Genomic DNA, 25667 nt, shown 5'->3' with positions numbered 1-25667 from the left:
GGGATGTATCGGTCTTGGTGGCATTTTTTATCCTTTTTTATTTCACAAGATATCGAAATGTTAGCCTTGGCATCCCAAGGAGTCAATATCCTCTCCAGAGATATGTTTATATCTCAGAATAACTCGCTATTCCATTAAGACGATCATCCGCTTGCGAAGTCCGGAGGACTGACTAGCTGGATTTTAGTGCCTGGTGAATACGGTCGGGATCACCGAAAATCCCAGTCTTGTCGATCCCTTGTTGACGAAATGACTCGATTGCAAAATCCAACGCCTTGGAACGCGATTCGATCTCATACAATTTATACAGGTTGTCGAAACGGCTTATCAGCTCAGATTCAAAGCTGGCCGCTGTCAAATCATCCCTGGATGCGTCCCTGTCAAATTTTGAAAATGGCTCCTGAGCAGTGGTGGCCCAATTGATAATCATCACCAAAAACATGGGAATCGTGCATCCAGACACTTCGGACAAGGTCGCCAGATAAGCCCGGGATCGAGAAGAAAGGGAAAAGTTGCGTTGCCGTTTCATAAAAATCTCCTGTAAAGAGAGTAGATAATTCCGACTTCATGGCGTCAAGCGACTGAGAAGGGGTAAAAAGATTTTAAGGCGGCCGCACGATGCGGCCTCTTTTTTACAAGGCGTACCACACTCCGACATGGCGAAGAGTCCAAGCCTAGTCGCAAAACAGAGGTAACGCATCGGAATACAGAGCTATTTTTTAAACAGTCGAAACCGAGCGAAGGTCCCTCCCAAACCAGGGAGGAACCATGAACGTGATATGCGGATGCAAGGGCGTGGTCGACCAAATGGACCTACGATGGGCAAGTTCGGTCACCCTGCCCGACAGCCTGGAAGTACGGGGCAAGCTGGATGTGTCCGGCACCGACCTGGCCGCATTGCCCGACGGGCTGGTGGCCGGTTATATCGACGCTCGGCATTGCGAGAACCTTTCAAGGATCGGTTCGGTCAAGACCGGAAAACTGAACCTGCGGGGCTACGTGAACCTGACCGGCCTGCCATCCGGCCTGAAGGTGGCCGGGGATCTCGACTTGTCCATGACCCGGATCGACCGGCTCCCGGAGGACTTGGAGGTCGATGGGGACCTGTTCCTGCTCTGAACGTCCGGGCTGACCTCGATCCCGGACGGCCTGATCGTCCGCGGCACGGTCTACCTTGATAGCGCCCATGCCCTGACGCGCATCCCGGCCCATATCAGGGTCAAGGTCTCCCGGTGACAAGGCGGAACAGCCTGTAATCGCTCACTGATCCTGTTTTTTGATCGACTCTTTTTTCTTGTCGAGCTAGGGTCTGTATTGGTGGGGAATGGGAGAAAAAAGACGGCAACCTGCCGTCATCATTGATTTGTGTGAATGCTACATAATACCGCCGTATTCCTCCGGCTCAATGGAGCATTCGGCCAAAGGCGCGGTCCGGGGTTTCACCGTTGTCACCGACACAGTCTTTCTCGAATAGGCAAGCGTGACGACCCACTCGCCGTCGCCGTTGAGCCAGGGCGGTGCTCCGATCATATCGGCCTCGGGCAGCATGCCGCCTTCGCGGTACCAGACCTTCGCGCCTTGAGGGAGATACAGGTTGACCCGCATAGTGCCGTCAGTGACAACGCCAGTCGCAACGCCGAAGGCCTCGGCAATTCGTCGGGCAAGCACCTGCCCCAGTTCTGCGGGGCTGAGAAAGCTCCTGCGTTCATCTGGACGAGTGTAAAATGAGTCGCCGATCTGCAAACGGAAATTATCTTTCCTTCCCCCATAGTTAGGCCAATTTTCCCCGTAGTCACCGGGAAAAATGGAAAGCCGAGGCCATGCATTTTTCCCTTTGGTGGCCGGGATACGGAGAGGAGCTTTCATGCTCGACATACATTCACCTGAATGGCTGCTCATCAGGCCGAGGCCGCCACACCCCGACGACCGCTCCGAGATAGGAGCGGTTTCGCGCTACGCAACAGCATCCTTCAGTTCGTTGCTGGCCTTGAATTTGACCACGTTCTTGGTCGGGATCATGACCTCGGCACCGGTCTTAGGATTACGGCCAACGCGGCCCTTGCGTTCTTCAACCTTGAAGGTGCCGAAGCCACGCAGAGTGACCTTGGTGCCGCTGGAGAGGGCGTCTTTCATGTTCTCGAGGAAGGCTTCCACTACCCGCTCCGCATGAGCTTTCGACAGGTCGGATTCCTCGGCTACTTTCGCAATCAATTCGCACTTGGTCATGGATGGTTCTCCTGTGTATTTGGTTTGTTTTAGTCGGTTCTTAAGCTACCGCTATGTTCAAAGGCAGTGCCTTGTATTCGCCGCTGTCATCCCTCTCATAGACGCGGACGTACTCCTTGCTGTCGATGACGCGGATGCTGTCCTTGATGGCCGTCATGGCCTTGCGCCAACGTTCGTCGTCGATTTCCAGGCGGAGCAGGTCGAGGACGCGGTAGACGCTGATCTTTCCCTCGGAGTCCGCTTGAAATGCCTTTTCGACGATGGTGCGCAGGTTGGGGTTCGCGTCGTGCGTCCATTCGGCCATGCATTCGTTGATGAGCACCTCGGCGGCAACCAGCTCCTCGCCAAACTTGATCCGATCCTGAATGTTGATCGTGATCTTGATGGCCCCGTCGAAGGAGTACAGGACGCGGTTTCCTTTCTTACCGCGCAGCTTGATGCCGTACTTCTCGACCACAAGGGCCAAGTGAGTACGGATGTCATCCAATGCGTGCTGCTTGAATTTTACAAGTTCCTCGTTGATGCGCTTGGCGTCGGCGTAGAGTTCCCGGACTATGGAGTCTGCTAGCCTGTCGGATTCCCGGATGTTTTCGGGAGCAACAAGGTTCCCTTTGGCATCCTTCCAGTAACCGTTTTCCGTGGCAGTGTTTTCCATGGTTTCTCCTAATTGATTGCCATTTCTTCCAGGCCGTTGACGCGCAGGGCCTCAGCGGCCACATCCGACGCGATCTCGTTGGCCTCGACGCGCAAGTCGCTGGGGAGCTTGTCGGCCAGTTCGCGGAGCCGAGCCGCGCAATTCATCACCTTGCCGCTGATCGCGCCATCGGGATTCCAGCCGATGTTATGGTTGGTACGTGCGGTCTCACTCATTTGGAGCCTCCTTTCTCAATTTGGGTGTCAAAACGTTTAAGGATCGCCCTGCATTCCTTGACCACGACCTGACGGGCCGGGCCGGAATACAAGTCCTTCTCAAAAAACACTCGGGCGAGCCGGGACATAGCGGCCCGTTCATTGGCAAAGGGATCGCGGGGGGCAACAGTCGGGTACGGGGTTTCCCGCTGGTCACGGCCCGAAGGGGTTGTCGAATAAAGAAGGTTCAAGCCCTTTTTGCCGTTGCGCCTGACCAACCCGATGGAAAGCAGATGCTTGAGGTACTTGCTGACCGAAGACGTATCCACATGCGACACGGCGGCGATCTCGGCGATACCGAAGGAGCCGGTTGAGGCCCGGATGGCCCGCCACATGCGGATATAGCCTTCGCCTCGCCGCTGGGGGGCATTGGGGTTGTAGGTGTAGTGGCCGGGCTTGATGCGGGTCAGCTCGTTTTGCCGGGTCATGCCGTCGAGCTGGCGGCGCACTCGGGCCTTTTCCGGCTCGGTCTCCAAAGCCATGGCCTGGAAGACGAGTGCATTGTTGATTTCCTTCTTGCCGCCCTCGCTCAGGCCGATGACCACGCCGCGCAGCTTGTCCATGTCGGGAGACAGCATTGCTAGGCCCTCCCGATGCGCAGGGCCTCAAGGGCCTTGGTGTCGATGGCGTTGGTGTTCTGCGCTTTGGCGTAGTCCTCAAGGTGCAGGATGTAGCCGTAGACCACGCGGAAGCTGCCCTTGGCTAACAGGGCCAGCTTGTGGCAGGCCTCGGGCGTGACTTCCAGGGCGGCGGCCTGCATGGCGAAAAGCATCACGTCATCGGCCTTGATCGGGTCGAAGCTCACCACGTCCACCACACGGGAATGCACGCGCTTGCGGGCATGGAGCTTCGGGTAGAATCCTTCCTCGCCGATCAGGATCACGGGGCAACCCGTCATGTCGTGGACGTCCCGCAAGTCTTCGATCCGGGACATGAGGAGCCGGTCGGCCTCGTCAACGATGATGGCTTGCGGCGTTTCGGCCAGGGCATCCATGATGCGGTTCCGGCAACGGTTGGTATTGTTGGGACGTTCGCCGGTGATCTCGTAGGTCAGCGCCTGCAAAAAGCTGAACTGGCTCCAGCCTTCGAGCACGCGCAGGAAGATGCCGCCGTTCATGGCGTGCCATTCCTTGGCTGCCATGGTCTTTCCGCGTCCCGCTTCACCCTGGACAACACCGATGCCGGGACGGCCCCGTTCCGTATCGCTCAGGGCGCTCAGGGACTTGCGCAGCTTCGCCACGTTGCCGGTTTCTATGAAAATGTCTCGCCGCATGTGTTACCTCGCTATGGTCTGTTGCCGGTAAAATTGCCTCAGTTGATCAAAACGTGCGCCCGTGGCGGTCTCGTATTCCTTGGATGCCTCGTAGGCGGTCATGAAAGATCGGTATTCGCCGGGGAGTTCGTGGCCGTTCTTGACGGCTTGTTCGAAGCACCACTCGTACTTCTCCAGTTCGGAGGCGAAGAAATCCGGGATTTCCAAGGTGGTTGAGGGAAGGTGTCTGACCCTGGCTTGGAGAGCTTCCAGACGCTGTTTTTCAGCTTCGCCCATGGCGGGTTCGGCTTGGACGGCTTTGGGCTTGGGGACGGCCTTGAGCGGCACGCTCTCCTGCTTCATCCACGGCAACGATTGGAGGCCGCTTTCGCCGATTTCCGCGTCGAAGTCCTTCACGATCTTCATGGTGGCGGATTTGAGTTGGCGCTGGCGTTTGTTGGCTTCCTGCACCTTGATGAGATCAAGCTCGTCACCAAACATGCGGGCGAGCGGATGGAGGGCTTCCGTGGGGTGGGCCGTGCCGATGCGTTCGCCGTCGAGGGTATGCAGGTATACCTCGGCCATGTCGGACCACCGGTACATCGCCATCAGCGGCTTGTTCAGGCCGTACAGCGCGTCGGACTCAAAGCGGACATTGCCGATGGTGAACCCACACCGTTTGGGGTGGATTTTTTGCCGGAAGAGGAAGTGGCGGTCCAACTCGGTGAGGTCCACGCCGTCACCCAAGCCAGCGTGCAGGACATCCAGAGGGCGCTGTCCGCCGAGTTCGTCATGGGCTTGCTGCCCATACCACCAGACATATAGCCGGAAGATTTCGGACGCCTCGCGCAGGGTGGGCACCCATTCGTTGTGCGTCGCCTCGTGATACTTCTCGTTGCGCTTCATCCAAGCGGGCTTGTTGTCTATGCAGTTGCCCACATAGCTCGGCAGGAGCCGTTCGCATTGCGAATCAAAAGTGCGGAAAAATCGCTCGACGATCTTGGTCCTGGCTTCGTAAGGTCGGCTGTACTGCACCGCGATGCCAAGACGGGCGTAAAGGCCGTTGAGTTCTTCGAAATCGGCGTCTACGGCGCTGAAATACTTGGCGCGGAAGGCCTTGCCGTTGTCGATGTAGACGCAACGCGGGTACTGCGCGAGAGAACCTATCGCCATGTGTAGCGCGGAGCTGATGGCAATGGTGTTCTCCGAGGGCATGATCTCCCAGCCAACCGGCATGCGGGATCGCCAATCGTACCAACAGATAAGCGTCGGACGAAACGGCTTGCCCGTTGTCGGGTGAATGCATTGGAAGTTGAGAACCTTGCCGTCACAAAAGAGGACATCCCCGACAGACAGAAGCTTGTCGTTGCGGGCGATATACGGCCCGACCTTGTCCTTGAGCGCCTTTTCGCCTTCCTGCTTGAGGACAACCAGATCGTGGTGATCCTCATCGAAACGCCGGGCGAATCGAACGACGGAGCGGTAGCTCGGCAGTTTGATTTCGCGCTTGGCGAAAATGCCTTTCATGGTCTCATAAGCCAGGGCGATGCTCGGCTTGTTGGGAGTCAGCCAGCAACCGAGGAACACCTTTTCGGCTTCCAGCCCGAGTTGCCCCAGCCCTTTCTTGCCGCCTTTCGACCACTTGCCGCGCCGGTCGCACAGGATGCGGTAATCCTCAGCGTTGTCACGCAGCTTCTTATCCCAGCGGTAGAGCGTCTTGTCCGAGACGTCGCCGAGGATTTCATGCTCTTTGGTGAGCATCTGCCCGGCGTTGATACCGAGGAGGAATGCCTTGGTCGCCCGTCCTTTGGTGGACTTGCTCTTCCCGACGAACTGCCGCCATTCGCTGACCAGCCGAAAGCGGGCCATGCCCACTTGATGCGCCCAGTCGGGGATAACCACATCCTGGGCGGGCAGGGCCGGAGTGTTGAAGCTTGCCTGATGCAGGGTTATCGCAGCCCTCACATCTTCCGGGAGACCGGTGATGATCCATTCCTTACCACCGCCTCGGCCCTGGCGAGTCTTGGACTGCCAAGATTCGCGTTTGGAGCGGCGGGATATGGTCATAGCCGTTGTCCCCAAAATGGCTACAAGCTCTTTTGTCGTGTATGAGTCTTTCATCTTTCTAGGCTTTCATGTCTTTGGGCAATGCCAGTGCATGAACAGGGCACCCTTCATCTCGCAGGTAGGCCAGTACGCGCCGATTATTCGCGCTGCCGAAGATCGTCCGGGAAACCACGGATTGGCTAATGCCTACCCTGTCGCGTATATCTCCTTGGGTGAGCCCTCGCGCGAACATCCATTCCTTGATCGCAAAGGGCTTTCGGTCACGACCGGCACCAATCCCGGCAAGCACATTCGTGCTCATGGTCATAGCTTCAACTCCAATTGCTTCTTGCGTTTCTTTGCCTCGCGTTCCGCCAGGATCGCTTCGGCATAGTCGCGTAGTTTCTTGTCTTGCGGGGTCATGACCCCACACCCGTGGGAGCGCAGCATTACGGCCAGAGGTTCGGCGCTTTTCACAGCCATGCAGAACACATTCACGGCCAGGATTGACGGCTGGTGTTCCATATTGGCGGGGTTAAGCCACTTCTCAAGCGTAGCCAGAGTGACGCGCTTGGCGTTGCCCCTGCTCAAGCTTACCCCGGCGTCCTGAGCGATCTGATTCATGCGGTCCGCGATCTCATCTCGTGACAGGCCGCACCGAGAGGCAGCACGGTTCATCGCGCTCTTTACGTTAGCCATCAGCATGGCTACCTCAGCGCTTTGGTCGGTCTCGAAAAGGGATAACTGCCGCATGTGTTGTTCTGTCCGCTGGTTTGCAGGTTGCTGTCCGAAACGGGTGCGGGGTCGGATGTTGACCCCTTGGGCGGCGTCATTTAGAGTGCATTTGCTAAATGGTCTTTTTTATGACTGCCCACGGCTCTTTAATAACCACGTTATTGGTTCTTTTTCAACCAATTTTTTGCGTTAAAGTTTAAAAACGTGGTTAATATGGCAATCTTCAATTATTCGAAGTGGTTGCCTAGTTGTCCGTGGTGTTAAGGTTGTTGTTAAACTTTTGCCATGGAACTTTAACGCTATGAATATTGGTCAAAGGATTAAAGATCTTCGGGGGAAGATGTCTCAGAAAGAGTATGCGAGCAAATTTGGTATCGCTCTCAACACTCTGAGGAACTACGAAAGTGGTGATAGAACCCCAAACGTAGAGTTTTTGTGTGCTTTGGCCGAATCAACCGGTGCGAGTATTCAATGGCTTGTCACGGGCGTTGAGACGTTGAAGCCCGGTGAAACAGGAAGAGATACCCGTGTCTGCATGAATGGGACCGAACTGGTCATGGTTCCATTAGTTCAGGCCCGTTTGGCCGCAGGTTCTGGCTCGTTTGAAGCCAGCGGGGAGGTCAACGGACGCTATGCCTTTCGCAATGAGTTCCTGAGTAGGCGGGGAAACCCAGCGCAAATGGTTCTGATGCGGGTAGCAGGTGACAGCATGGAGCCCAAGATTGAGAACGACGATACCGTGCTGATTGATCAGAGCCAAAAGGAACCGCGCCCTGGTCAGGTCTACGCCGTCGGGGTAGAAGATATGGTTTACCTCAAGATGATCGACACGCTGCCGGGCAAGATGCTGCTCAAAAGCTATAATCCTGCCTATCCGCCCATTGAAGTGAATACCAATGGAGACTTGGAGCAAGGTGTGCGCATCATCGGCCACGTAGTTTGGGTCGGTCGGGAAATGCCCTAGTACAGGCTACCGAAACGAACAGCCGCATTTTGGCAGACCCTTTCTCAAGTTGTCTGTCAAAATGCGGCTGTTCGTTTGAGTTCTTTCTCAAGTTGAAAAGACGCCTCGGTCAAACCAAGAATCCCCGAGAATCCCACGCCTGTCCTACACTCGTCCCATATTCGTCCTACGTTCCCCCGGCTCCTTCTACCTTCTCACCTTGGCTGTCCCCCTATACCCTGATTGTTGTTTTCGCGATGAGTCACTCCCGGCTTTGCTTCGTCAACAGCACGGCGGCCATGAAAAATACGGCGCCCAGGCCGGTGAGCACGGCAAGTCGGGACAGTTCCACAGGCGAAGCCAGGCTGGCCTGGCGAATGAGGGATGACGACTGCGTCAATGGGAGCATATTCAGCAGCAATGAAGCCCATTCCGGCACCGTCTTCACGGAGAAGAAAGTGCCCCCGAGAAAGGCCATGGGGGTGATGATGAAGTTGTTGAGCAGAGCCTGATCCCGGTGGGAGCGCACCGCCATGGCAATGGCCACCGCGATGCAGGCGAAGCAGAAGGCGTTGAGGACAATACCTGCCCAAAACAAAGGCCCGGCGTGGAAAGGCACTCCGAACAGGCCGCCTATGGCCGCCACCACACCTCCCGCCGCCAACCCTCGGCTGGTGCCGGCCAGAACCTCCCCCATCACATATTCCACTGGCCGGATCGGCGAGGCCCGTATCTCGTCGAACGTGTGGAAGTAAAAGCGGGCGATGTTGATTTCACTCGCCAGAGCGTAGGATTGCGTCATGGACGCCATGGCCACGAGTCCCGGCAGGAGGAAAGTGGAGTACGGCACGCCTTCGAGCCGTGTGTGGTCCATGGCCTGCGTGAAGATGACGAAATACAGGGTGGGCGAGACCGCCATGCCGGACAGAAGGCGCAACCCTCGTCCCCGCATGATGACTATCTCCCGGTGGTAGACGGAAAGTATGCGTCCGATTGCTCCTTTGAGCAGGCGCCATGCTGTCGGATGGCGGCGTTGCGAGGCTTCCGTCTCTCGCTTGTGTTCAGGCATGGTTCTTCCCAACCTCCCTCCGACGTTCAACGGAGGTGCTGCCCATTGCGTGCAGGTACGCGTCCTCAAGGGAGGTCCGCCCGACTGTCGAGTTCGGGCGCGTGATGGCCTGGCTCAGGGCGGTTGTCCGATCCGCATGGAAACTCGCCGTGGTGGTGTCGTGATCGGCAACCATCCATGCCCCCAGACTCCGTATGAGGTTTCCGGGCGTGTCCAGGGCGGTGATTTCGCCTTCCTTGAGGAAGGCGACTCTTCCGGCCAGGGCCTCGGCCTCTTCGATGTAATGTGTGGTCAGGAATATGGTCACGCCGGAGGCTTGGAGGTCCTTGAGCAGCGCCCGGATGGAACGCCGGATGTCCGCATCGAGCCCCACCGTCGGTTCGTCCAGAAACAGCACCGAAGGTCCGTGCATGAGCGCGCGGGCGATCATCGCCCGGCGCTTCATCCCGCCGGACAGGGATTTGACCGTGGCCCGCTCCAGCCCGGCAAGGCCGGTGCGGTCCAGCAACTCCTTGATCCTTTCCCTGCGTGAGCGTTTGTCCATGCCGAAGAAGCGGCCGTGGATGTCCAGATTCTGCTCGACGGACAGGTCCTGGTCCATGTTGACCCGTTGCGTCACCACGCCGATGGCGCTTTTGCCCGCCGGGTTGCGCAGCAGATCATGCCCTTGCACGAAGACCCGGCCCGAGTCGGGACGGACGAGCCCGGTCATGATGCGCATGGCCGTTGTCTTTCCCGCTCCATTCGGGCCCAGGCAGGCGAAGCATTCGCCCGGACGGACGGTGAAGCTCACCCCCTTCAGTGCGTGGATACGGCCATAAGACTTTTGGAGATCATAAACCGCTATCATGGTGGTCTTCCCTTAGCCGACAGTCCTTGAAGTCCCGGCCCGGACAGGGAACCCCAACAGGAGGGAAAGGGTTCGTCCGCCCGGGCCGAGCGGCTCTCTTCGGCGTGTGATTGAGGTGCGCGATTATGCTTGCGCTCCATGCAGCCCGTATGGTCTGAGAGAGCCTCCTTTCGACACCCGGCCGGTATTATCGGGCGAAACCCAATTCCGACTTGAACGCATCCAGGCCCATGTCGTCGATGATGCGGCCGATCCGTTTGGGGATGCCGGCGGCGCAGTACCATTCGATGAGGTCGTCCACGACGCGGAGCGCTTGTTCGTCATCGAGATTGTCGGCGACGACGTCGGCGAACCGGGGATTCAGGCCGGTGACGAGCCCGCCGACGACGACTCTCCAGCCGCCCTTCATTCCGATCAGCCCGATGTCTTTGACTGTGGATTCCGCACAGGTGTTGGTGCAGCCGGAGACGCCGATCTTGAGCTTGTAGGGGAGGCTGTAGCCATAGTATTTTTCGTCGATCCTCAATCCGACGCCGACGGCATCCTGCAGGCCGCGCTTGCAGAAGCTCGTGCCGGGGCAAAGCTTGACGGATCGCACGCACAGCCCGCTGCCCGCCGAAGGCGGAAGCCCGAGATCCTCCCATACCGAGTTGATGTCGGTCGCCTTGAATCCCACAAGGGCGAAACGGCCGGCCGAGGTGATCTTGATGGCTTGCGCCTCGTAACGCTCCGCCACGTCGGCGAGCTTCCGCAGGAGGTTGAAGTCCGTGATGATACCTCCGGGGATATGCGGGGCGACCGCATACGTCTCGTTGTCCCGCTGAAGGATGGCTTTCAGGGCGGAGAACCCATGGTGCCGACCGCACGACGGGCACGTTTCCGGAAAGGATTTCATGTCGATCAAGTCACCGCAGTTGTCGCATTTTCGATGTGCCATTTTCCAAAACTCCTTGTGTTTCGTGGTACAGACGGTGCGGCGTTCAGCCACGCCCCCTGTCTACCGGCGGAGGTCTCGTGGATAAATGACAAACACCCCACTCTTTCTGCCACGCCGCGGCGAGCCTGTTCCCTTTTGGTCGATACGCCTTATTGTGGACAGGAGAGAGTGAAGTGAAAGCCGGGACCGAACACAACCAAGTCCAAATGGTGATGGAAATGCAGAAAGCGGGAAACGTGGATTCCGATCTTCTCAATGTGGTGATTTTTGCTCCCCCGCCGGTGTTGGAGCTCGATGTCACCGGTCCGCTCAATGTCTTTCAGGCAGCCAACAAGATCGTTGCCGGAAAGCGGGGATACAAAGTCGTTTTGGCGACCTCGGGACCCGATATGAGCGTGGCCGGGACTTCCGGATGCACGTTGGTTGCCCATCGTCTCATTGCTGAAATACATGATGATGTCGATACGTTGCTTGTCGCCGGCGGCCGGGGTGCAATGCGCGGGAGCTCCCCGGAGGTGCTTGATTGGCTTCGGTTCATGGCCTCTCGTGTCCGTCGGATCGGGTCGGTCTGTACAGGGGCATTCCTGCTTGCCGAAGCCGGGCTCCTGGACGGACGGCGGGCTACGACCCACTGGGAGTATGCACAAAAATTCGCCTCGCGGTATCCGAAGGTCAGGGTCGATGCCGATCCCATCTGGATTCAGGACGGGAATATATATACCTCGGCAGGCGTGACGTCGGGGATGGACCTGTCGCTGCGATTCGTCGAGGAGGACTTCGGCGGCATGGCGGCTCTGGACGTGGCCAGAAGGCTGGTTCTGTACCTGCGCCGCCCTGGAGGTCAGGCGCAGTTTAGCGTTTCGCTTTCTCAGCAGCGGTCGGTCAGTTCACCCTTGTTTGAATTGCAGGCCTGGATGTCGGAAAATATAGGGGGGGATCTTTCCGTCGAGGCCCTGGCTTCGCGCGTGGCCATGAGCCCCCGCAATTTCGCCCGCGTCTTTGTCCGCGAGATGGGGATAACCCCGGCCCGTTACGTCGAAAGGCTTCGCCTGGAGGCCGCACGGCAGCATCTGGAGGTGTCCGAATCCGTCAGCGTCAAGGAGGTTGCCGACCGCTGCGGTTTTCGAAGCGCGGAACTGATGCGAAGAGCCTTTGTTCGCGCCTTTGGTGTTTCCCCGCTCTCTTACAGGGAGCATTTCGGAACACTCTGAGGTGGAGGATCCTGACGGCGGGGAGCGGTTCGAGGCCGTGGGGATATTGTATTTTTCATTCAAAGATAAAAGCTGTTGCAAAGTAAAAACTGCTGCCGTCGTCCCCTTCCATGCAATGCTGCGCTCTTCCTTCTCGACCCTGCAACGTGGGGCTGTAGCCCCGTTGGGAGAGCGCTTGAACGGCCTTCAAGAGGTCGCGGCTTCAATCCCCCCCAGATCCACCCTGAATGGCAGAGGCTTGGAAGGTCTTCCTTCCAAGCCTTTTGGGCGCGGGATAAGCAAAAATGGATACGCAGACGGTCCGCGTCCGGGGAAGGTTAAGCGCCGAGGGATGTCAGGAGCAGGTAGAGCGCGCACAGGCCGAGCAGCGAGCCCATGACCAGGTTGAAGCGTTGCATCTTCTTTCGGGTGTCGAGGACCGCGCCGACGCCTACGGCATATTCCCCGTCATGCACCTGAAAAAAACGCTCACGCTCCACCTGCTCTCGCTGGCGCGCAGGGCGGAAGAACCCACGATCGCGGCCATGGTGAACCTCATCAGGACGGTCTGGAGCTAGCTGGCCCGCCCGGAGGGGCGGATCGTCGTCATCCTGGACTGTGCGTAACCACGGGGTTTTGTCTCTACCGCCAGGACTCATGGGCAGCGGATATCCGGGGCCGACCGGACCAGCCTCATTTTTGGGTGCGGTCGTGCGTACAAAATGGTGTGAACCCATTTCCCCCTCGATCGCTCGGCTCCGCCCTGTTTTTCGTCATGGGAATATCCCTCTAGAATCATTTATGTATAAACCAGACCCGCCATCCTTCCGCCTCTTTTGGTGGGAATAACTGTTCGTGTTTGAGCAGAATTACCTTGACAGAAATGTCACGAAAGGTAGGGTGGAAATGCTTACGCAAACGATTGCGCAAACGATTGTATGAGTGCGGTTCATTAATTATTTGGAGGTATCCGGTATGAGTCTCTCGAAAAAAATCACTGTGGCATTGATGTCTCTGGCGTTCCTTTTCACGGCCGTGATCGCCCCGGCGTCCGCCGCCGACAAGCCGGTCGTCGGCCTGGTCATGAAGTCCCTGGCCAACGAATTTTTCAAGACCATGGAAGAGGGCGCCCGCAAGTACGCCAAGGAAGACGGCACCTTCACCCTGATCCCGGTGGGCATGAACTCCGAGACCGACATCGACACCCAGGTCAGCGCCATGGAGAACTTCATCGCCCAGAAGGTGGACATGATCGTCGTGGCCCCGGCCGACTCCGTGGGCATGACCATCCCGGTCAAGAAGGCCGTTGACGCGGGCATCACCGTCGTCAACTTCGACGTCACCCTGAACAAGGAAGCGCTGGCCAAGGTCGGCCTGCCCAAGGACTTCCTGTTCGTCGGCCCCGACAACGCCGAAGGCGCGGAGATGGTCGGCGACTACCTGGCCGAAACCCTCGGCAAGGGCGCCAAGGTCATCATCATCGAAGGCAACCCCGGCGCGGACAACGCCAAGCAGCGCAAGGCCGGTTTCATGCGCTCCGTCAAGAAGTACGACCTGAATCTGCTGACCTCCCGCACCGCCCACTGGGAAACCGAGGAGGCCAACACCCTGATGACCAACCTGCTGACCATGCACCCGGACGTCCAGGGCGTCATGTGCGCCAACGACTCCATGGTCCTGGGCGTTGAAAAGGGCATCGCCGCCGCGGGCATGACCGGCAAGATCCAGATCGTCGGCTTCGACAACATCGGCGCGGTGCAGGAGCTGATCAAGCAGGGCAAGTGCCTGGCCACCATCGACCAGTTCGGCCCCGAAATGGCCGCCAACGCCATCAAGATCGGGTTCCGCATTCTCCACGGCGAGAAGCTGACCGGCTGGCAGAAGACCCCCATCAAGCTCGTGACCAAGGCCGACCTGTAGGCCCGACGCGTATACCGGCAGCGGGCCCTGCGCCCGCTGCCTTTTGGAGTGGGGTTTCCATGCATTTTTCGGTATGCCTTGGGTGGGAGCGCGGATGGACACGAATGAAAACCTTATAGAACTGCGGGGCATTACCAAGCAGTTCCCCGGCGTCGTCGCCCTGAAGGACGTCGACCTCGACATCAGGAAGGGCGAGGTGCACGTCCTGGTGGGTGAAAACGGGGCCGGCAAGTCGAGCCTCATCAAGGTCCTGTGCGGCATCTACGCGCCCGATGCGGGCGAGATGCGCTACCAGGGGCGGCCCTATGCGCCGCAGACGCCGCATGACGCCATGGATGCGGGCATCCGGGTGGTCTATCAGGAGTTCAACCTCCTCTCCTATCTCTCCGTGGCGGAGAACATGTTTTTCGACAACCTGCCCCGCAAATACGGGCTGGTCGATTTCCATACGCTGTATCGCAACACCCGGGAGCTGCTGGAGGTCGTCGGGCTGGACATCTCGCCCAAGACGCCGGTCGAACTGCTCGGCGTGGCCCAGATGCAGCTCATCGAGATCGCCAAGGCCATCTCCTCCGAGAGCAAGCTGCTCATCCTGGACGAGCCCACGGCGACGCTCTCCAGCAAGGAGATCGAGATGCTCTTCGGCATCGTGGCCAAGCTCAAGGCCCAGGGCGTGACCATCATCTTCATTTCCCACCACCTGCAGGAAGTCTTCGAGATCGGGGACCGCATCTCCGTCCTGCGCAACGGCGAGAACGCGGGCACGCACGTCGCCAGCGACATCTCCATCCCGGAGATCGTCAAGCTCATGGTGGGGCGGTCCATGGACGAGGAGTACCCCTTCATGGACGACGTGGTCGTGGGCGAGCCGCTGCTCAGCGTGCGCGACCTGCGCTGCAAGGGCAGCGCCCATTCCGTCTCCTTCGAGGTCGGGCGGGGCGAACTGCTCGGCATGGCCGGGCTGGTCGGCTCCGGCCGGACCGACGTGGTCCGCGCCATCTTCGGGGCGGACCCCAAGGACGGCGGCGAGATCCTGCTGCACGGGAAGAAGCTGTCCATCAAGACGCCGCGCGACGCGGTCAAGAACCGCATCTGCCTGCTGACCGAGGATCGCAAGAACCAGGGGCTCATCCTGGAGATGTCCTGCGCCGTGAACACAACGCTCACGGACCTGCCCGGCGTGGCCAGGTACGGCTTCATCCAACCGGATACGGAGCGGGAAGTGGCCGAAAGGCTGGTGGCCGACCTCGGCATCAAGACGCCGTCCATCGATCAGTGGGTGGGCAACCTGTCCGGCGGCAACCAGCAGAAGGTCGTCCTGGCCAAGTGGCTGTTCCGGGACGCCGAGGTGCTCATCTTCGACGAGCCCACGCGCGGCATCGACGTCGGGGCCAAATACGAAATCTACCTTCTGCTCTGGAAACTGGCCGCCGCGGGCAAGTCGATCATCATCGTCTCGTCCGACCTGCCGGAGATGCTCGGCATCTGCCACCGCATCATCGCCTTCTCCGACGGGAAGATCACGGGCGAACTGCCTCGGGCCGAGTTCGATCAGGAACGGATTCTGACCATGGCATACGAAGAATACATCCAGGATGACGCGGCGGCGGCATCGGGAACAGACCAAGTCAAACGGGGACGATGATGAATTTCAGGAAACTTGCATATCTGCTGCTCAGAGAGGCCGGCATCGGCGTGGCGCTGGTGCTGATCATCGTCATCTTCATGCTCGTCGCGCCCAACTTCGCCTCGCCCATCAACATGATGAACATCTGCACGCAGATCAGCATCAACACGGTCATCGCGGTGGGCATGACCTTCGTCATCCTGCTGGGCGGCATCGATCTGTCCGTCGGGTCCGTGCTGGCGCTCTGCACCATCGTGGCCGGGCTGATCCTGACCAGCGACACCCTGTCGCCCGGGCTGGCCTTCTTCCTCGCCGTGGTCGCCAGTCTCGCGGTCGGGGCCCTGTGCGGTCTGTTCAACGGGTTCGTCTGCGAGCGATGGAAAATCCACTCGTTCGTGGTCACGCTGGGCATGCTCAACATCGCCCGGGGCGCGGCGCTCCAGATCAGCGACTCCAGGACCCTGTTCGGCTTTCCGGACATATTCACCAATCTCGGCGCGCAGAACGTCTTCGGCCTGCCCGTCATCTTCATCATGGCCCTGACGCTGGTCGTCATCGGGACCATCGTCCTGAACCGGTCCGTGTTCGGGCGGATGATCTACGCCATCGGCAACAACGAGGAGGCCGTCCGGCTCTCCGGGCACCGGACCATCCTCTACAAGATCGCGGCCTTCGTCATCTGCGGCGGCTGCGTCGGCGTGGCGGGCATCATGTATATGCTGCGCCTGTCCATGGCCAGCCCGATCCTCGGCGTGGGCTTCGAGCTCAACGCCATCGCGGCGGTGGTCATCGGCGGCACCAGCATGATGGGCGGCAAGGGGTCCCTGATCGGCACGTTCCTGGGGGCCTGCATCATCGGCGTGCTCAACAACGGGCTGCTGCTGCTCGGCATGGGCGACTTCGCCCGCCAGATCGTCACGGGTCTGATCATCGTGGCCGCCGTCATCATCGACACCTACCGCAACCGGCTCCTGACCAGGATTCAGGTGTCGGAGTAACGTCATGAGGGCAAAAAAGCTGATCGTCCTCGGCAGCGTCAACGCCGACCACGTCCTTCTGCTGGATCAATTCCCCCGTCCCGGTGAAACGGTCATCGGGCACGGCTATCAGGTCCTGCCGGGCGGGAAGGGGGCCAACCAGGCCGTGGCCGCAGCCCGGCTCGGGGCGGACGTCGGGTTCATCGCCTGCGTGGGTGACGACGACTTCGGCGCGCGCATCCTGGAGCGGTTCCGCGACGACGGCATCGACACCACGGCGGTCACGGTCGTGGACGGCATGCCCACGGGCATCGCGCTCATCCAGATCGCGGCCAGCGGCGAGAACTCCATCGTGGTCTCGCCCGAAGCCAACGGCTGTCTGGTTCCCGAGTTGCTGGGCCCGCAACTGGGCTTGCTGCATGGGGCCGATACGCTGCTGATGCAGCTCGAAAGCCCGCTGGCCACCATCGAGCTGGCCGCCCGCAAGGCCCGGGAGGCCGGGGCCACCGTGGTCCTCAATCCGGCCCCGGCCCAGCCGCTGCCCAATGCGCTCCTGGCCGACGTGAGCGTGATAACGCCCAACGAAACCGAGGCGGAACTGCTCACGGGCGTCAAGGTCGTCACCGAGGACGACGCCAGGCGGGCCGCGGCCGTCCTGCACGGCAAGGGGGTGGAGACCGTCATCATCACCCTCGGCAGGAACGGCGCGTTCCTGAGCGGTCCCGGGGTGTCCCGGCGCATCGAGGGGTACGCCGTCACGCCGGTTGACACGACGGCCGCTGGTGATACCTTCAACGGAGCGCTCGTCGCGGCCCTGCAACAGGGCCTTGAAATGGCCGGGGCCGTTCGTTTCGCCCATGCCGCGGCGGCCATCTCCGTCACCCGGCTCGGCGCGCAGACGTCCATTCCCCACCGTGCGGAGGTGGACAAATTCATCAAGGACAATGGATAGCCGATCATGTCGACCATCAAGGACGTTGCAAGGCTCGCGGAGGTGTCGACATCGACGGTCTCCCATGTCCTGAACAAGACCCGCTATGTCAGCGAGGACACCCGCCAGCGGGTCGCCGCCGCCGTCCGCGAGCTGAACTACCGTCCTTCGTCCATCGCCCGCAGCCTGAAGGTGCAGACCACCAACACGCTGGGCATGCTGGTCACCGCCAGCAGGAACCCGTTCTTCGCCGAGGTGGTCCACGCCGTCGAGAGGCGGTGCTATGAACGCGGCTACACGCTTTTCCTGTGCAACACCGAAGGCGACGTGAAGCGCATGGAGGCCAACCTCGACGCCCTGGAGGAAAAGCGCGTGGACGGGCTGCTGCTTCTGTGCAGCGAGGTGAACGACGACATCCTGCGCCTGCTCGAAGCCGAGCGGCCCACCCCGACCGTGGTTTTCGACTGGGGCCCGGAGTCGGACAACGTCGACCGGATCTATGACAACTCTCCCGACGGAGGGTACATGGCCGTCCGCCATCTCATCGAGATGGGCCATACGAAGATCGGCTGCGTGACCGGTCCTATGGGACGCAGGTCCGCCATCGAACGGCTCCAAGGGCTGCGCAAGGCCATGGCCGAGGCCGGTCTGCCCGTGCGCGAGGAGTGGATCGTCGAGGGCGACTATGATTGCACAGGGGGCATCAACGCCATGCGGCAACTGATGCAACGGCCCGACCGGCCGACCGCCCTGTTCGTGTGCAACGACATGATGGCGCTCGGCGTCATCAACGAGGCGGCCCGAACGGGCGTGCGCGTCCCCGAGGACCTGTCCATCGTCGGGTACGACGACATCTACATCGCCCGCTACATGATCCCGCCCCTGACGACGATTCACCAGTCCACCAGCGGGATTGCGGCTATGGCCGTGGACACCCTCATCGAGCGCATGGGCAGCAAGCGGGACAAGGGCCGGGTCATCCGGATCGAGCCCCGGCTCGTGGAGCGCGAATCCGTGCGCAGAATGAAGTGAAGGGGGCGTTTCGCCTCCGGGGCCACTTTGCGGAGCGCGCAGCCTAGATTCCGTATTTCCCCCGGCTTCGTCGTGGTGTGACAGAAGGCTTGGAACCTTGGGTACAAGTCTTTTTTAGCGGGCTGTGGAGACGGGGCCGGACCTTCAAAGCTGGCCGAGTTCCCTGAAAATGAATCGGATTCTCTCCTCGACCGGGGCGCACGGGACCTCCGTCAACGCATACCCGAAGGCGGCGTAAGCCTCTCGCATGGCCGCATGCGTTCTTTGCGCTTCGGCGAAGTCCTGTTTGCGTTCCGCATCGTTGGTGAAGATCCGTTTCCAGGGCGGGAAGACGAACGCTCGGTCGGCATAGCGGTGCGAGACGCAGGCGGACCGCAGCGCGGCGGTGATTTCTAGGCCCTCGAGGAGAGAATAGCCGTAGGTGTCCACGATCCCCCGGTCGAAGAAAACCGGCCCCTCGCAGTGGAGATGGTGTTCGTAGGCCCGGAGTTCCTCGTCCAGCATCCTGTCCCGGAATGCGGCCTTGTCCCGCCAGGGCAGGGCGCGGCCCGAGCGTCCGAGCTCCTCTTGAATGATCTTGCGCCCCTTTTCCTCGGAGCAGGCATGGCCGAGGCGTCCCAGTGCCTCGATGACCGTGCTCTTCCCGGAGCCGGGGCCGCCGGTGAAGACGATGAATTTGTTGCGCATCGTATGGACTCCTGTGTCGGGTGTTAAACGTATCGGGTGTGGCCGGGGCCGCGACAGCGGGCTGCGGCCTTTGCGTCAGGGCGCTGCGGAAATTGGTCGCGGGCAAGGCGCAGAGAGTCTCTTTCGGGGAGAATAGGGGAGTGGGAAGCGTTATGGTGGGAACGGTGGAATGATCGCGCAGGATGGGATGGAACACAAGGGAAAAGGCCGGTCGGCCGTGAATCATTTGCCAAAAAAAGGGGCGTCCCGACGGGACGCCCCTTGTCTTGTTCATTGCTTGAGCGGGTTACATGGCCTTGCCTTGCTTCCAGGCCTTGATCAGCTCGTCGTAGTCCACGGTTTCGCCCTGGGGCTTTTCGTTGGCCAGCTTGGCCTTGGGAGCGCCGGGCTGGTTCAGCCAGTAGGACTCTTCCCTGGGCTCGTTGAGCTTGGGGCCGCAGATGCTGAGCACTTTGGCGCGCTCCAGGCGCATCATGATCTTGTCCTGCTCGGCCGCCAGATTGTCCATGGCGGTGTCCACGGTGACCTCGCCGGCCACGGCCTCACCGATGTTCTGCCACCACAGCTGGGCCAGCTTGGGGTAGTCGGGCACGTTGGTGCCGGTGGGGGTCCAGGCCACGCGGGCCGGGGAGCGGTAGAACTCCACCAGGCCGCCGAGCATGGGGGCGCGCTTGGTGAAGGACTCGTCGCGGATGTCGGAATCCCGGATGGGGGTCAGGCCGACATGGGCCTTCTTCAGGGAGACGGACTTGGAGACGCAGAACTGGGCGAACAGCCAAGCGGCCTTGCGGCGCTCCACCGGGGTGGACTTCAGCAGGGTCCAGGAACCGCAGTCCTGATAGCCGAGCTTCTGGCCCTTTTCCCAGTAGGGGCCGTGCGGGGACGGAGCCATGCGCCACTTGGGCGTGCCGTCCGCGTTGACCACAGGGGTGCCCTTCTCGACCATGGAGGCGGTGAAGGCCGTGTACCAGAAGATCTGCTGGGCCACGTTGCCCTTGGCCAGGTACGGCAGGGACTGGTAGAAGTCCATGCCGAGCGCGCCCGGAGGGGCGTACTTGCGCAGCCAGTCCATGTATTTGCGCAGGGCGTACTTGGCGGCCGGGCCGTTGGTGGCGCCGCCGCGGGACACGGAAGAACCCACCGGGTGGCAGTCTTCCACGCGGATGCCCCATTCGTCCACGGGCTTGCCGTTGGGCAGACCCTTGTCGCCGGCACCGGCCATGGACAGCCAGGCGTCGGTGAAGCGCCAGCCGAGGTCCGGGGCCTTCTTGCCGTAGTCCATGTGCCCGTAAATGGCCACGCCGTCGATCTCACGCACGTCGTTGGTGAAGAATTCGGCGATGTCCTCGTAGGCGGACCAGTTGACCGGCACGCCCAGCTCGTAGCCGTACTTGGCCTTGAAGGCCTTGCGCAGCTCGGGCTTCTTGAACCAGTCGTAGCGGAACCAGTAGAGGTTGGCGAACTGCTGGTCGGGCAGCTGGTACAGCTTGCCGTCCGGGCCGGTGGTGAAGGACTTGCCCATGAAGTCGTCCACGTCCAGGGTGGGCAGGGTCACGTCCTTGCCTTCGCCCGTCATCCAGTCGGTCAGGTTGACGACCTTGCCGGAGCGGAAGTGGGTCCCGATGAGGTCCGAGTCGTTGATGTAGCCGTCGAAGACGTTCTCGCCCGACTGGAACTGGACCTGAAGCTTCTCGATGACGTCACCTTCCTGGATCAGGTCGTGGGTGACCTTGATGCCGGTGATCTCGTAGAATGCCTTGGCGAGCACCTTGGATTCGTACTCGTGGGTGGGGATGGTTTCGGAGACGACCTTGATCTCCATTCCCTTGTAGGGAGCGGCCGCTTTGATGAACCACTCCATTTCCTTCATCTGGTCAGCCTTGCTCAGCGTCGAGGGCTGGAACTCGCTGTCCACCCATTTCTCCGCTGCCTTCATGTCCGCCATGCCGGCGGTGGCGAGGCTCAGGAACGCCAGGGTCAGCATTCCCGTGATCAATAAACGCCGCAACTTCATACGTACCTCCGTATGCTGATTAAGAAAAGACCTCTGCCGTAATACCCAATATTCCGTTTCTCCCGTTTCCCGTCGCGGTTCCCATGCGGTCTCGCTATCCCCACCGCATGATGATGATCAGGAAACAAACGGATATAGCCGTAGCGATCCAGACAGGTAAGGCGGTCAATCCGATCCACGCGAGGTGGATGTACGCGCTCCCCAGCAGCCCGATGAACAGGCGGTCGCCCCGGGTGGTGGTCAGCGGCAGGAAGCCGCGCCGCGCCACGCACGGGGAGACGATTTCCCAGATGGTCATGCCCACGAGGATGAGCGCAATGGTCAGGAAGAATCCGGCGGTGACCGGCGTCCATGCCATCCATTCGAGATTCATGATTGCCTCCTCCTAGACCCTGCCCAGGGCGAAGCCCTTGGCCAGGTGGTTGCGGACGAACCAGATGACCAGCGCGCCGGGCACGATGGTCAGGATGCCCGCCGCGGCGAGCAGCCCCCAGTCCAGCCCGGTGGCGCTGACGGTCCTGGTCATGGTCGCGGCGATGGGTTTCGCCGCCGTGGTCGTCAGGGTGCGGGCCAGCAGCAACTCGACCCAGCTGAACATGAAGCAGAAGAACGCGGTCACGCCGATGCCCGCGCGGATCAGCGGGATGAACACCCGGATGAAGAAGCGCGGGAAGGAGTAGCCGTCGATGAAGGCGGTCTCGTCGATCTCCCTGGGCACGCCGGACATGAACCCTTCCAGGATCCAGACGGCCAGGGGCACGTTGAACAGGCAGTGGGACAGGGCCACGGCGATGTGGGTGTCGATCAGGTTGAAGGTGGAGTAGAGCTGGAAGAAGGGCAGCAGGAAGACCGCGGGCGGGGCCATGCGGTTGGTCAGCAGCCAGAAGAAGACGTGTTTGTCGCCGATGAACTGGTAGCGCGAGAACGCGTAGGCCGCGGGCAGGGCGGTGGTCAGCGAGATCACGGTGTTGATGGTCACGTAGATGATGGAGTTTATGTACCCGGAGTACCAGGAGGGATCCGTGAATATCTTCATGTAGTTGACCAGCGTGGGATGGGTCGGGATGAGCGAGAACGACCGCATGATGTCCGCGTTGGTCCGAAAAGACATGTTCAGCATCCAGTAGATGGGCAGGAAGAGGATGATCAGGTAGAAGATCAGCCCGATGTGTCGTTTTTGCAGTCTCATGCCTTGTCTCCCGTGCCCACCGCCTGCAGGGCCTGGTAGAACAGCCAGCAGAACAGCAGGATGATGAGGAAGTAGATGAGCGAAAAGGCCGCGGCCGGACCGAGGTCGAATTGGCCCACGGCGATCTTGACCAGATAGATGGACAGGAAGGTGGTCGTGTTGCCGGGGCCGCCGCCGGTGAGGACGAACGGTTCGGCGTAGATCAGGAAGCTGTCCATGAAGCGCAGGAGCAGCGCGATGGTCAGGACCCCGCGCATTTTGGGCAGCTGGATGTAGCGGAACACCGCCCAGCTGGACGCTCCGTCGATCTTGGCCGCCTGGTAGTAGGCCTCGGGGATGGCCCGCAGTCCGGCATAGGCCAGCAGGGCCACCAGCGGCGTCCAGTGCCATATCTCCATGAGCATCAGGGTGATCCAGGCGTCCACGGGCGAGGCCGTGTGGTCGAACGCGATGCCCGCGTTGTTGACGATGGCCCCGAACAGGCCGATGTCCGGCCGGGTGAAGATGATCCAGATGGTCCCGATGACGTTCCAGGGAATGAGCAGGGGCAGGGCCAGGATGACCAGGCAGGCCGAGGCGGTCCAGCCCTTCTTGGGCATCATCAGGGCGATGACGATGCCGAGCGGTATCTCGGTCAGCAGGACCATGAAGGAGAAGGCCAGCTGCTTGAACAGTGCGTCGTGCAGCCGTTCGTCCAGGAGCACGTCCCTAAACCATTCCACGCCCACGAAGAAGCGCTGGCCCGGTCCGAAGATGTCCTGGACCGAGTAGTTGACCACGGTCATCAGCGGGATGATGGCCGAGAAGGCCACGATCGCGAAGACCGGGAGGACCAGGAACCACGCCTTGTTGTCATGCCATTTGTTCATTGGGAATCCCCCTGTCGGACCAGCCGCTCGTCACAGTAGAGTTTGATCTTCTCCGGCGGGAGGGAGAGCCAGCATTTGCCCTCCGGCACGGCCCCGCTCTCGTTGACCCGGGCCTTGATCTCGCTGCCGTTGAAGGTGGCGGTCACGATCTTGCAGAACCCCTGGTCCTCGATTCCGGTGACCATGCCCTCGACGCCGTGCTCCACGGGGCTTTCATGGACGCCCACGTACATGGGCCGGATGCCGATCTTGAGGTTCTGGCCGGTGCACATGTTGGCCAGGGAGGGCAGCAGCGGGACGTCGATGCTCCCGACCCGGGCGATGTGTCCGTCCAGGGTGCAGTGCAGGAAGTTCATGCCCGGGCTGCCGATGAAGTAGCCCACGAAGGTGTGTTCCGGGTTCTCGAACAGCTCCTGGGGCGTGCCCATCTGGACGATCTCGCCCTCGTACATGACCACGATCTGGTCCGCGAAGGTCATGGCCTCCACCTGGTCGTGGGTCACGTAGATCATGGTCATGTTGAATTTGGTGTGGATTTCCTTGAGCTTGCGGCGGAGGTTCCACTTCAGGTGCGGGTCGATGACCGTCAGGGGCTCGTCGAACAGGATGGCGGCCACGTCGCTGCGCACCAGCCCGCGCCCCAGGGATATCTTCTGCTTGGCGTCGGCCGACAGGTTGGCGGCCCGCTTGTTCAGGTCCGGGGTGAGGTCCAGGGCCTCGGCGATCTCTTGGACCCGTTCGCGGATGCTCTGCTTGTCCACGCCCCGGTTGCGCAGGGGGAAGGCCAGGTTGTCGTACACGGTCATGGTGTCGTAGAGCACCGGGAACTGGAAGACCTGGGCGATGTTCCGCTTCTCCGGCTGCATGGCCGAGACGTCCTTCCCGTCGTACAGGATGGAGCCGTGGGACGGCTTGAGCAGCCCGGAGATGATGTTCAGCATGGTGGTCTTGCCGCAGCCGGAAGGGCCGAGCAGGGCGTAGGCCCCGCCGTCCTCCCAGACGGTATGGATGCGCTTGAGCGCGAAGTCCTGCTCCCCGGCGGGGTTGGGCAGGTAGCTGTGCTTGATTTCGTTCAGTTCGATGCGTGCCATGGGATCCCTGCTATTGGTTGGCCGGCGCGACAACGAGATCGCCCGTGGCGTTGAAGACGTAGAAGGCCTCGGGCCGGACGTAGACCGACACCTGGTTGCCCACCTCGAAGGCGTGGACGCCGTTCTCCTGGACTACCAGGGAATCGTCGCCGTAGTTGAAGTGTACGAAGGTCTCGGAGCCGTTGATTTCGGCCAGTCCGATCCGGCCCTGGATGTGCGCGCACCCCTCGCTTCCGCACTTGAGGCTGAGCTGGCTGGCGCGGATGCCGAAGGTGTACTCCCCGGGGGACAGGCCGGACATGGTCGAGGGAACGGGCAGGGACAGGGCGTGGCCGATGTTGACCTTGCCGTCGTCCACCGAACCGCTGATGAAGTTGATGGGCGGGTCGTTGAAGACCTCGGCCACCCTGGTGTTGACCGGGTGCAGGAAGACCTCGGCCGTGGGGCCCACCTGGAGGACCTCCCCCTCGTGCATGACGATGACGTTGCCGCCGAGCATGAGCGCCTCGGTGGGCTCGGTGGTGGTGTAGACGACCACCGAGTCGCGGGCCTTGAAGATCTTGCGCAGTTCGTCGCGCAGCTCCTCGCGCAGCTTGTAGTCGAGGTTGACCAGGGGCTCGTCCAGGAGCAGCAGGTCCACGTCCTTGACCAGGGCGCGGGCGATGGCCGTGCGCTGCTGCTGGCCGCCGGACAGCTCGGCGGGCAGCCGGTCGAGCATGTTTTCGATGTGCAGCATGGAGGCCGCCTGCATGACCCGCGTGCGGATCTCCTGCTTGGGCATCCCGTGGATGGCCAGCGGGGAGGCGATGTTTTCGTAGATTGTCTGGGAAGGGTAGTTGATGAACTGCTGGTAGACCATGGCGACGCTGCGTTTGCGCACGGACACGCCGGTCACGTCCACGCCGTTCGCCTCCACCGTGCCGGTGGTGGGCCGGTCCAGCCCCGCCATGATGCGCAGCAGCGAGGTCTTGCCCGCCAGGGTGCGCCCCAGCACGACGTAGCGGGAGCCCGATTCGAACTCGAGGTCTATGCCCTTGAGGTGAATCTCTCTTCCAACCGTCTTGCCGATGCCGTTGAGTTTAAGCCCCATTTTAGGTCTCCGGGTGATCGATTGCGGTCAAAACTGTTCTGATTAGTCACATTATAGCGTAACATCGTCACAAAATGTTCGCA

General features: G+C 60.6%; 29 protein-coding genes and 1 other RNA gene. 9 read left to right on the top strand and 21 right to left on the bottom strand.

From position 1 onward, the window contains the following. Nucleotides 1-172: 172 nt before the first annotated feature. Nucleotides 173-529, bottom strand: a complete 357-nt coding sequence (locus AB6M95_RS08345) for a hypothetical protein (RefSeq protein WP_371386274.1) — start codon at nt 527-529, stop codon at nt 173-175. 239 nt (nt 530-768) lie between these two features. Here AB6M95_RS08345 and AB6M95_RS08340 point away from each other — a divergent pair, with 239 nt between their 5' ends. Further along, on the top strand, nt 769-1119 hold the full coding sequence (locus AB6M95_RS08340) for a hypothetical protein (RefSeq protein WP_371386273.1): 351 nt from the start codon (nt 769-771) through the stop codon (nt 1117-1119). Nucleotides 1120-1374: 255 nt separating this feature from the next. Here AB6M95_RS08340 and AB6M95_RS08335 read toward each other — a convergent pair whose 3' ends face one another. The 10 genes from AB6M95_RS08335 to AB6M95_RS08290 form a co-directional block, all read right to left on the bottom strand. Continuing rightward, nucleotides 1375-1875 carry a hypothetical protein gene (locus AB6M95_RS08335; protein WP_371386272.1) on the bottom strand — a complete coding sequence of 167 codons (501 nt, stop codon included), beginning with the start codon at nt 1873-1875 and terminating at the stop codon, nt 1375-1377. Between the two features lie 10 nt (nt 1876-1885). Further along, an RNA gene (locus tag AB6M95_RS08330) (hammerhead ribozyme type II) lies at nt 1886-1954 on the bottom strand. Beyond that, complete coding sequence (locus tag AB6M95_RS08325; RefSeq protein WP_371386271.1) at nt 1954-2226, bottom strand: HU family DNA-binding protein; 273 nt, start codon at nt 2224-2226, stop codon at nt 1954-1956. Before AB6M95_RS08325 ends, AB6M95_RS08330 begins: the two co-directional genes overlap by 1 nt. Before the next feature lie 40 nt (nt 2227-2266). Beyond that, nucleotides 2267-2881: a DUF3164 family protein gene (locus AB6M95_RS08320; protein WP_371386270.1), complete on the bottom strand. Its 615-nt coding sequence runs from the start codon at nt 2879-2881 to the stop codon at nt 2267-2269. 8 nt (nt 2882-2889) lie between these two features. Further along, entirely contained in the window at nt 2890-3096 is a 207-nt protein-coding gene (locus tag AB6M95_RS08315) for a hypothetical protein (RefSeq protein ID WP_371386269.1), read from the bottom strand. After that, entirely contained in the window at nt 3093-3713 is a 621-nt protein-coding gene (locus AB6M95_RS08310) for a helix-turn-helix domain-containing protein (RefSeq protein WP_371386268.1), read from the bottom strand. Before AB6M95_RS08310 ends, AB6M95_RS08315 begins: the two co-directional genes overlap by 4 nt. A 2-nt stretch (nt 3714-3715) precedes the next feature. Next, nucleotides 3716-4408, bottom strand: coding sequence for an AAA family ATPase (locus AB6M95_RS08305; RefSeq protein WP_371386267.1), 693 nt, complete (start codon nt 4406-4408; stop codon nt 3716-3718). Between the two features lie 3 nt (nt 4409-4411). Further along, a complete protein-coding gene (locus AB6M95_RS08300; RefSeq protein WP_371386266.1) occupies nt 4412-6454 on the bottom strand; it encodes a DNA-binding protein in 2043 nt (680 codons plus the stop codon). 58 nt (nt 6455-6512) lie between these two features. Then, a complete protein-coding gene (locus AB6M95_RS08295) occupies nt 6513-6761 on the bottom strand; it encodes a hypothetical protein (RefSeq protein WP_371386265.1) in 249 nt (82 codons plus the stop codon). Next, nucleotides 6758-7138: a hypothetical protein gene (locus tag AB6M95_RS08290; RefSeq protein WP_338669744.1), complete on the bottom strand. Its 381-nt coding sequence runs from the start codon at nt 7136-7138 to the stop codon at nt 6758-6760. The genes AB6M95_RS08295 and AB6M95_RS08290 overlap by 4 nt, the downstream gene beginning before the upstream one ends. Before the next feature lie 331 nt (nt 7139-7469). On the opposite strand from AB6M95_RS08290, the gene AB6M95_RS08285 reads away from it, so the two are divergent. After that, nucleotides 7470-8132, top strand: coding sequence for an XRE family transcriptional regulator (locus tag AB6M95_RS08285; RefSeq protein ID WP_371386264.1), 663 nt, complete (start codon nt 7470-7472; stop codon nt 8130-8132). A gap of 241 nt (nt 8133-8373) precedes the next feature. On the opposite strand, the gene AB6M95_RS08280 is transcribed toward AB6M95_RS08285, so the two are convergent. The 3 genes from AB6M95_RS08280 to AB6M95_RS08270 form a co-directional block, all read right to left on the bottom strand. Beyond that, nucleotides 8374-9180 carry an ABC transporter permease gene (locus tag AB6M95_RS08280; RefSeq protein WP_371386263.1) on the bottom strand — a complete coding sequence of 269 codons (807 nt, stop codon included), beginning with the start codon at nt 9178-9180 and terminating at the stop codon, nt 8374-8376. Next, nucleotides 9173-10030 carry an ABC transporter ATP-binding protein gene (locus tag AB6M95_RS08275; protein ID WP_371386262.1) on the bottom strand — a complete coding sequence of 286 codons (858 nt, stop codon included), beginning with the start codon at nt 10028-10030 and terminating at the stop codon, nt 9173-9175. The genes AB6M95_RS08280 and AB6M95_RS08275 overlap by 8 nt, the downstream gene beginning before the upstream one ends. Nucleotides 10031-10217: 187 nt before the next feature. Then, nucleotides 10218-10967: a ferredoxin-like domain-containing protein gene (locus AB6M95_RS08270; protein WP_371386261.1), complete on the bottom strand. Its 750-nt coding sequence runs from the start codon at nt 10965-10967 to the stop codon at nt 10218-10220. A gap of 173 nt (nt 10968-11140) precedes the next feature. Here AB6M95_RS08270 and AB6M95_RS08265 point away from each other — a divergent pair, with 173 nt between their 5' ends. The 7 genes from AB6M95_RS08265 to AB6M95_RS08235 all read left to right on the top strand — a co-directional run bounded on the left by AB6M95_RS08265 (nt 11141) and on the right by AB6M95_RS08235 (nt 18644). Further along, on the top strand, nt 11141-12178 hold the full coding sequence (locus AB6M95_RS08265) for a GlxA family transcriptional regulator (protein WP_371386260.1): 1038 nt from the start codon (nt 11141-11143) through the stop codon (nt 12176-12178). Between the two features lie 284 nt (nt 12179-12462). After that, complete coding sequence (locus AB6M95_RS08260; protein ID WP_371386259.1) at nt 12463-12735, top strand: hypothetical protein; 273 nt, start codon at nt 12463-12465, stop codon at nt 12733-12735. Nucleotides 12736-13165: 430 nt separating this feature from the next. Then, nucleotides 13166-14077: a sugar ABC transporter substrate-binding protein gene (locus AB6M95_RS08255; RefSeq protein WP_371386258.1), complete on the top strand. Its 912-nt coding sequence runs from the start codon at nt 13166-13168 to the stop codon at nt 14075-14077. Nucleotides 14078-14171: 94 nt separating this feature from the next. After that, entirely contained in the window at nt 14172-15722 is a 1551-nt protein-coding gene (locus tag AB6M95_RS08250) for a sugar ABC transporter ATP-binding protein (RefSeq protein ID WP_371386257.1), read from the top strand. Continuing rightward, nucleotides 15722-16702 carry an ABC transporter permease gene (locus tag AB6M95_RS08245; protein WP_371386256.1) on the top strand — a complete coding sequence of 327 codons (981 nt, stop codon included), beginning with the start codon at nt 15722-15724 and terminating at the stop codon, nt 16700-16702. The genes AB6M95_RS08250 and AB6M95_RS08245 overlap by 1 nt, the downstream gene beginning before the upstream one ends. Nucleotides 16703-16706: 4 nt before the next feature. Further along, entirely contained in the window at nt 16707-17633 is a 927-nt protein-coding gene (gene rbsK, locus AB6M95_RS08240) for a ribokinase (RefSeq protein ID WP_371386255.1), read from the top strand. Between the two features lie 6 nt (nt 17634-17639). Further along, complete coding sequence (locus AB6M95_RS08235; RefSeq protein ID WP_371386254.1) at nt 17640-18644, top strand: substrate-binding domain-containing protein; 1005 nt, start codon at nt 17640-17642, stop codon at nt 18642-18644. Nucleotides 18645-18788: 144 nt separating this feature from the next. Here the strand turns inward: AB6M95_RS08235 and AB6M95_RS08230 are convergent, their stop codons facing one another. The 7 genes from AB6M95_RS08230 to AB6M95_RS08200 all read right to left on the bottom strand — a co-directional run bounded on the left by AB6M95_RS08230 (nt 18789) and on the right by AB6M95_RS08200 (nt 25584). Then, on the bottom strand, nt 18789-19331 hold the full coding sequence (locus AB6M95_RS08230) for an AAA family ATPase (protein ID WP_371386253.1): 543 nt from the start codon (nt 19329-19331) through the stop codon (nt 18789-18791). 286 nt (nt 19332-19617) lie between these two features. Continuing rightward, nucleotides 19618-21345, bottom strand: coding sequence for an ABC transporter substrate-binding protein (locus AB6M95_RS08225; protein ID WP_371386252.1), 1728 nt, complete (start codon nt 21343-21345; stop codon nt 19618-19620). Nucleotides 21346-21439: 94 nt separating this feature from the next. After that, nucleotides 21440-21718: a DUF2160 domain-containing protein gene (locus AB6M95_RS08220; RefSeq protein WP_371386251.1), complete on the bottom strand. Its 279-nt coding sequence runs from the start codon at nt 21716-21718 to the stop codon at nt 21440-21442. Between the two features lie 12 nt (nt 21719-21730). After that, nucleotides 21731-22534, bottom strand: a complete 804-nt coding sequence (locus tag AB6M95_RS08215) for a carbohydrate ABC transporter permease (protein WP_442604683.1) — start codon at nt 22532-22534, stop codon at nt 21731-21733. Beyond that, nucleotides 22531-23403 (bottom strand): carbohydrate ABC transporter permease, encoded by an 873-nt coding sequence (locus AB6M95_RS08210; protein ID WP_371386250.1) that lies wholly within the window; start codon nt 23401-23403, stop codon nt 22531-22533. The genes AB6M95_RS08215 and AB6M95_RS08210 overlap by 4 nt, the downstream gene beginning before the upstream one ends. Next, nucleotides 23400-24494 carry an ABC transporter ATP-binding protein gene (locus AB6M95_RS08205; RefSeq protein WP_371386249.1) on the bottom strand — a complete coding sequence of 365 codons (1095 nt, stop codon included), beginning with the start codon at nt 24492-24494 and terminating at the stop codon, nt 23400-23402. The genes AB6M95_RS08210 and AB6M95_RS08205 overlap by 4 nt, the downstream gene beginning before the upstream one ends. Before the next feature lie 10 nt (nt 24495-24504). Further along, entirely contained in the window at nt 24505-25584 is a 1080-nt protein-coding gene (locus tag AB6M95_RS08200; protein WP_371386248.1) for an ABC transporter ATP-binding protein, read from the bottom strand. Nucleotides 25585-25667 lie beyond the last annotated feature (83 nt).

The organism is Pseudodesulfovibrio karagichevae (assembly GCF_041414475.1).
In the GTDB taxonomy this organism is placed as follows: domain Bacteria; phylum Desulfobacterota; class Desulfovibrionia; order Desulfovibrionales; family Desulfovibrionaceae; genus Pseudodesulfovibrio; species Pseudodesulfovibrio karagichevae.
This window is presented reverse-complemented; position numbering and strand designations above follow the sequence as displayed.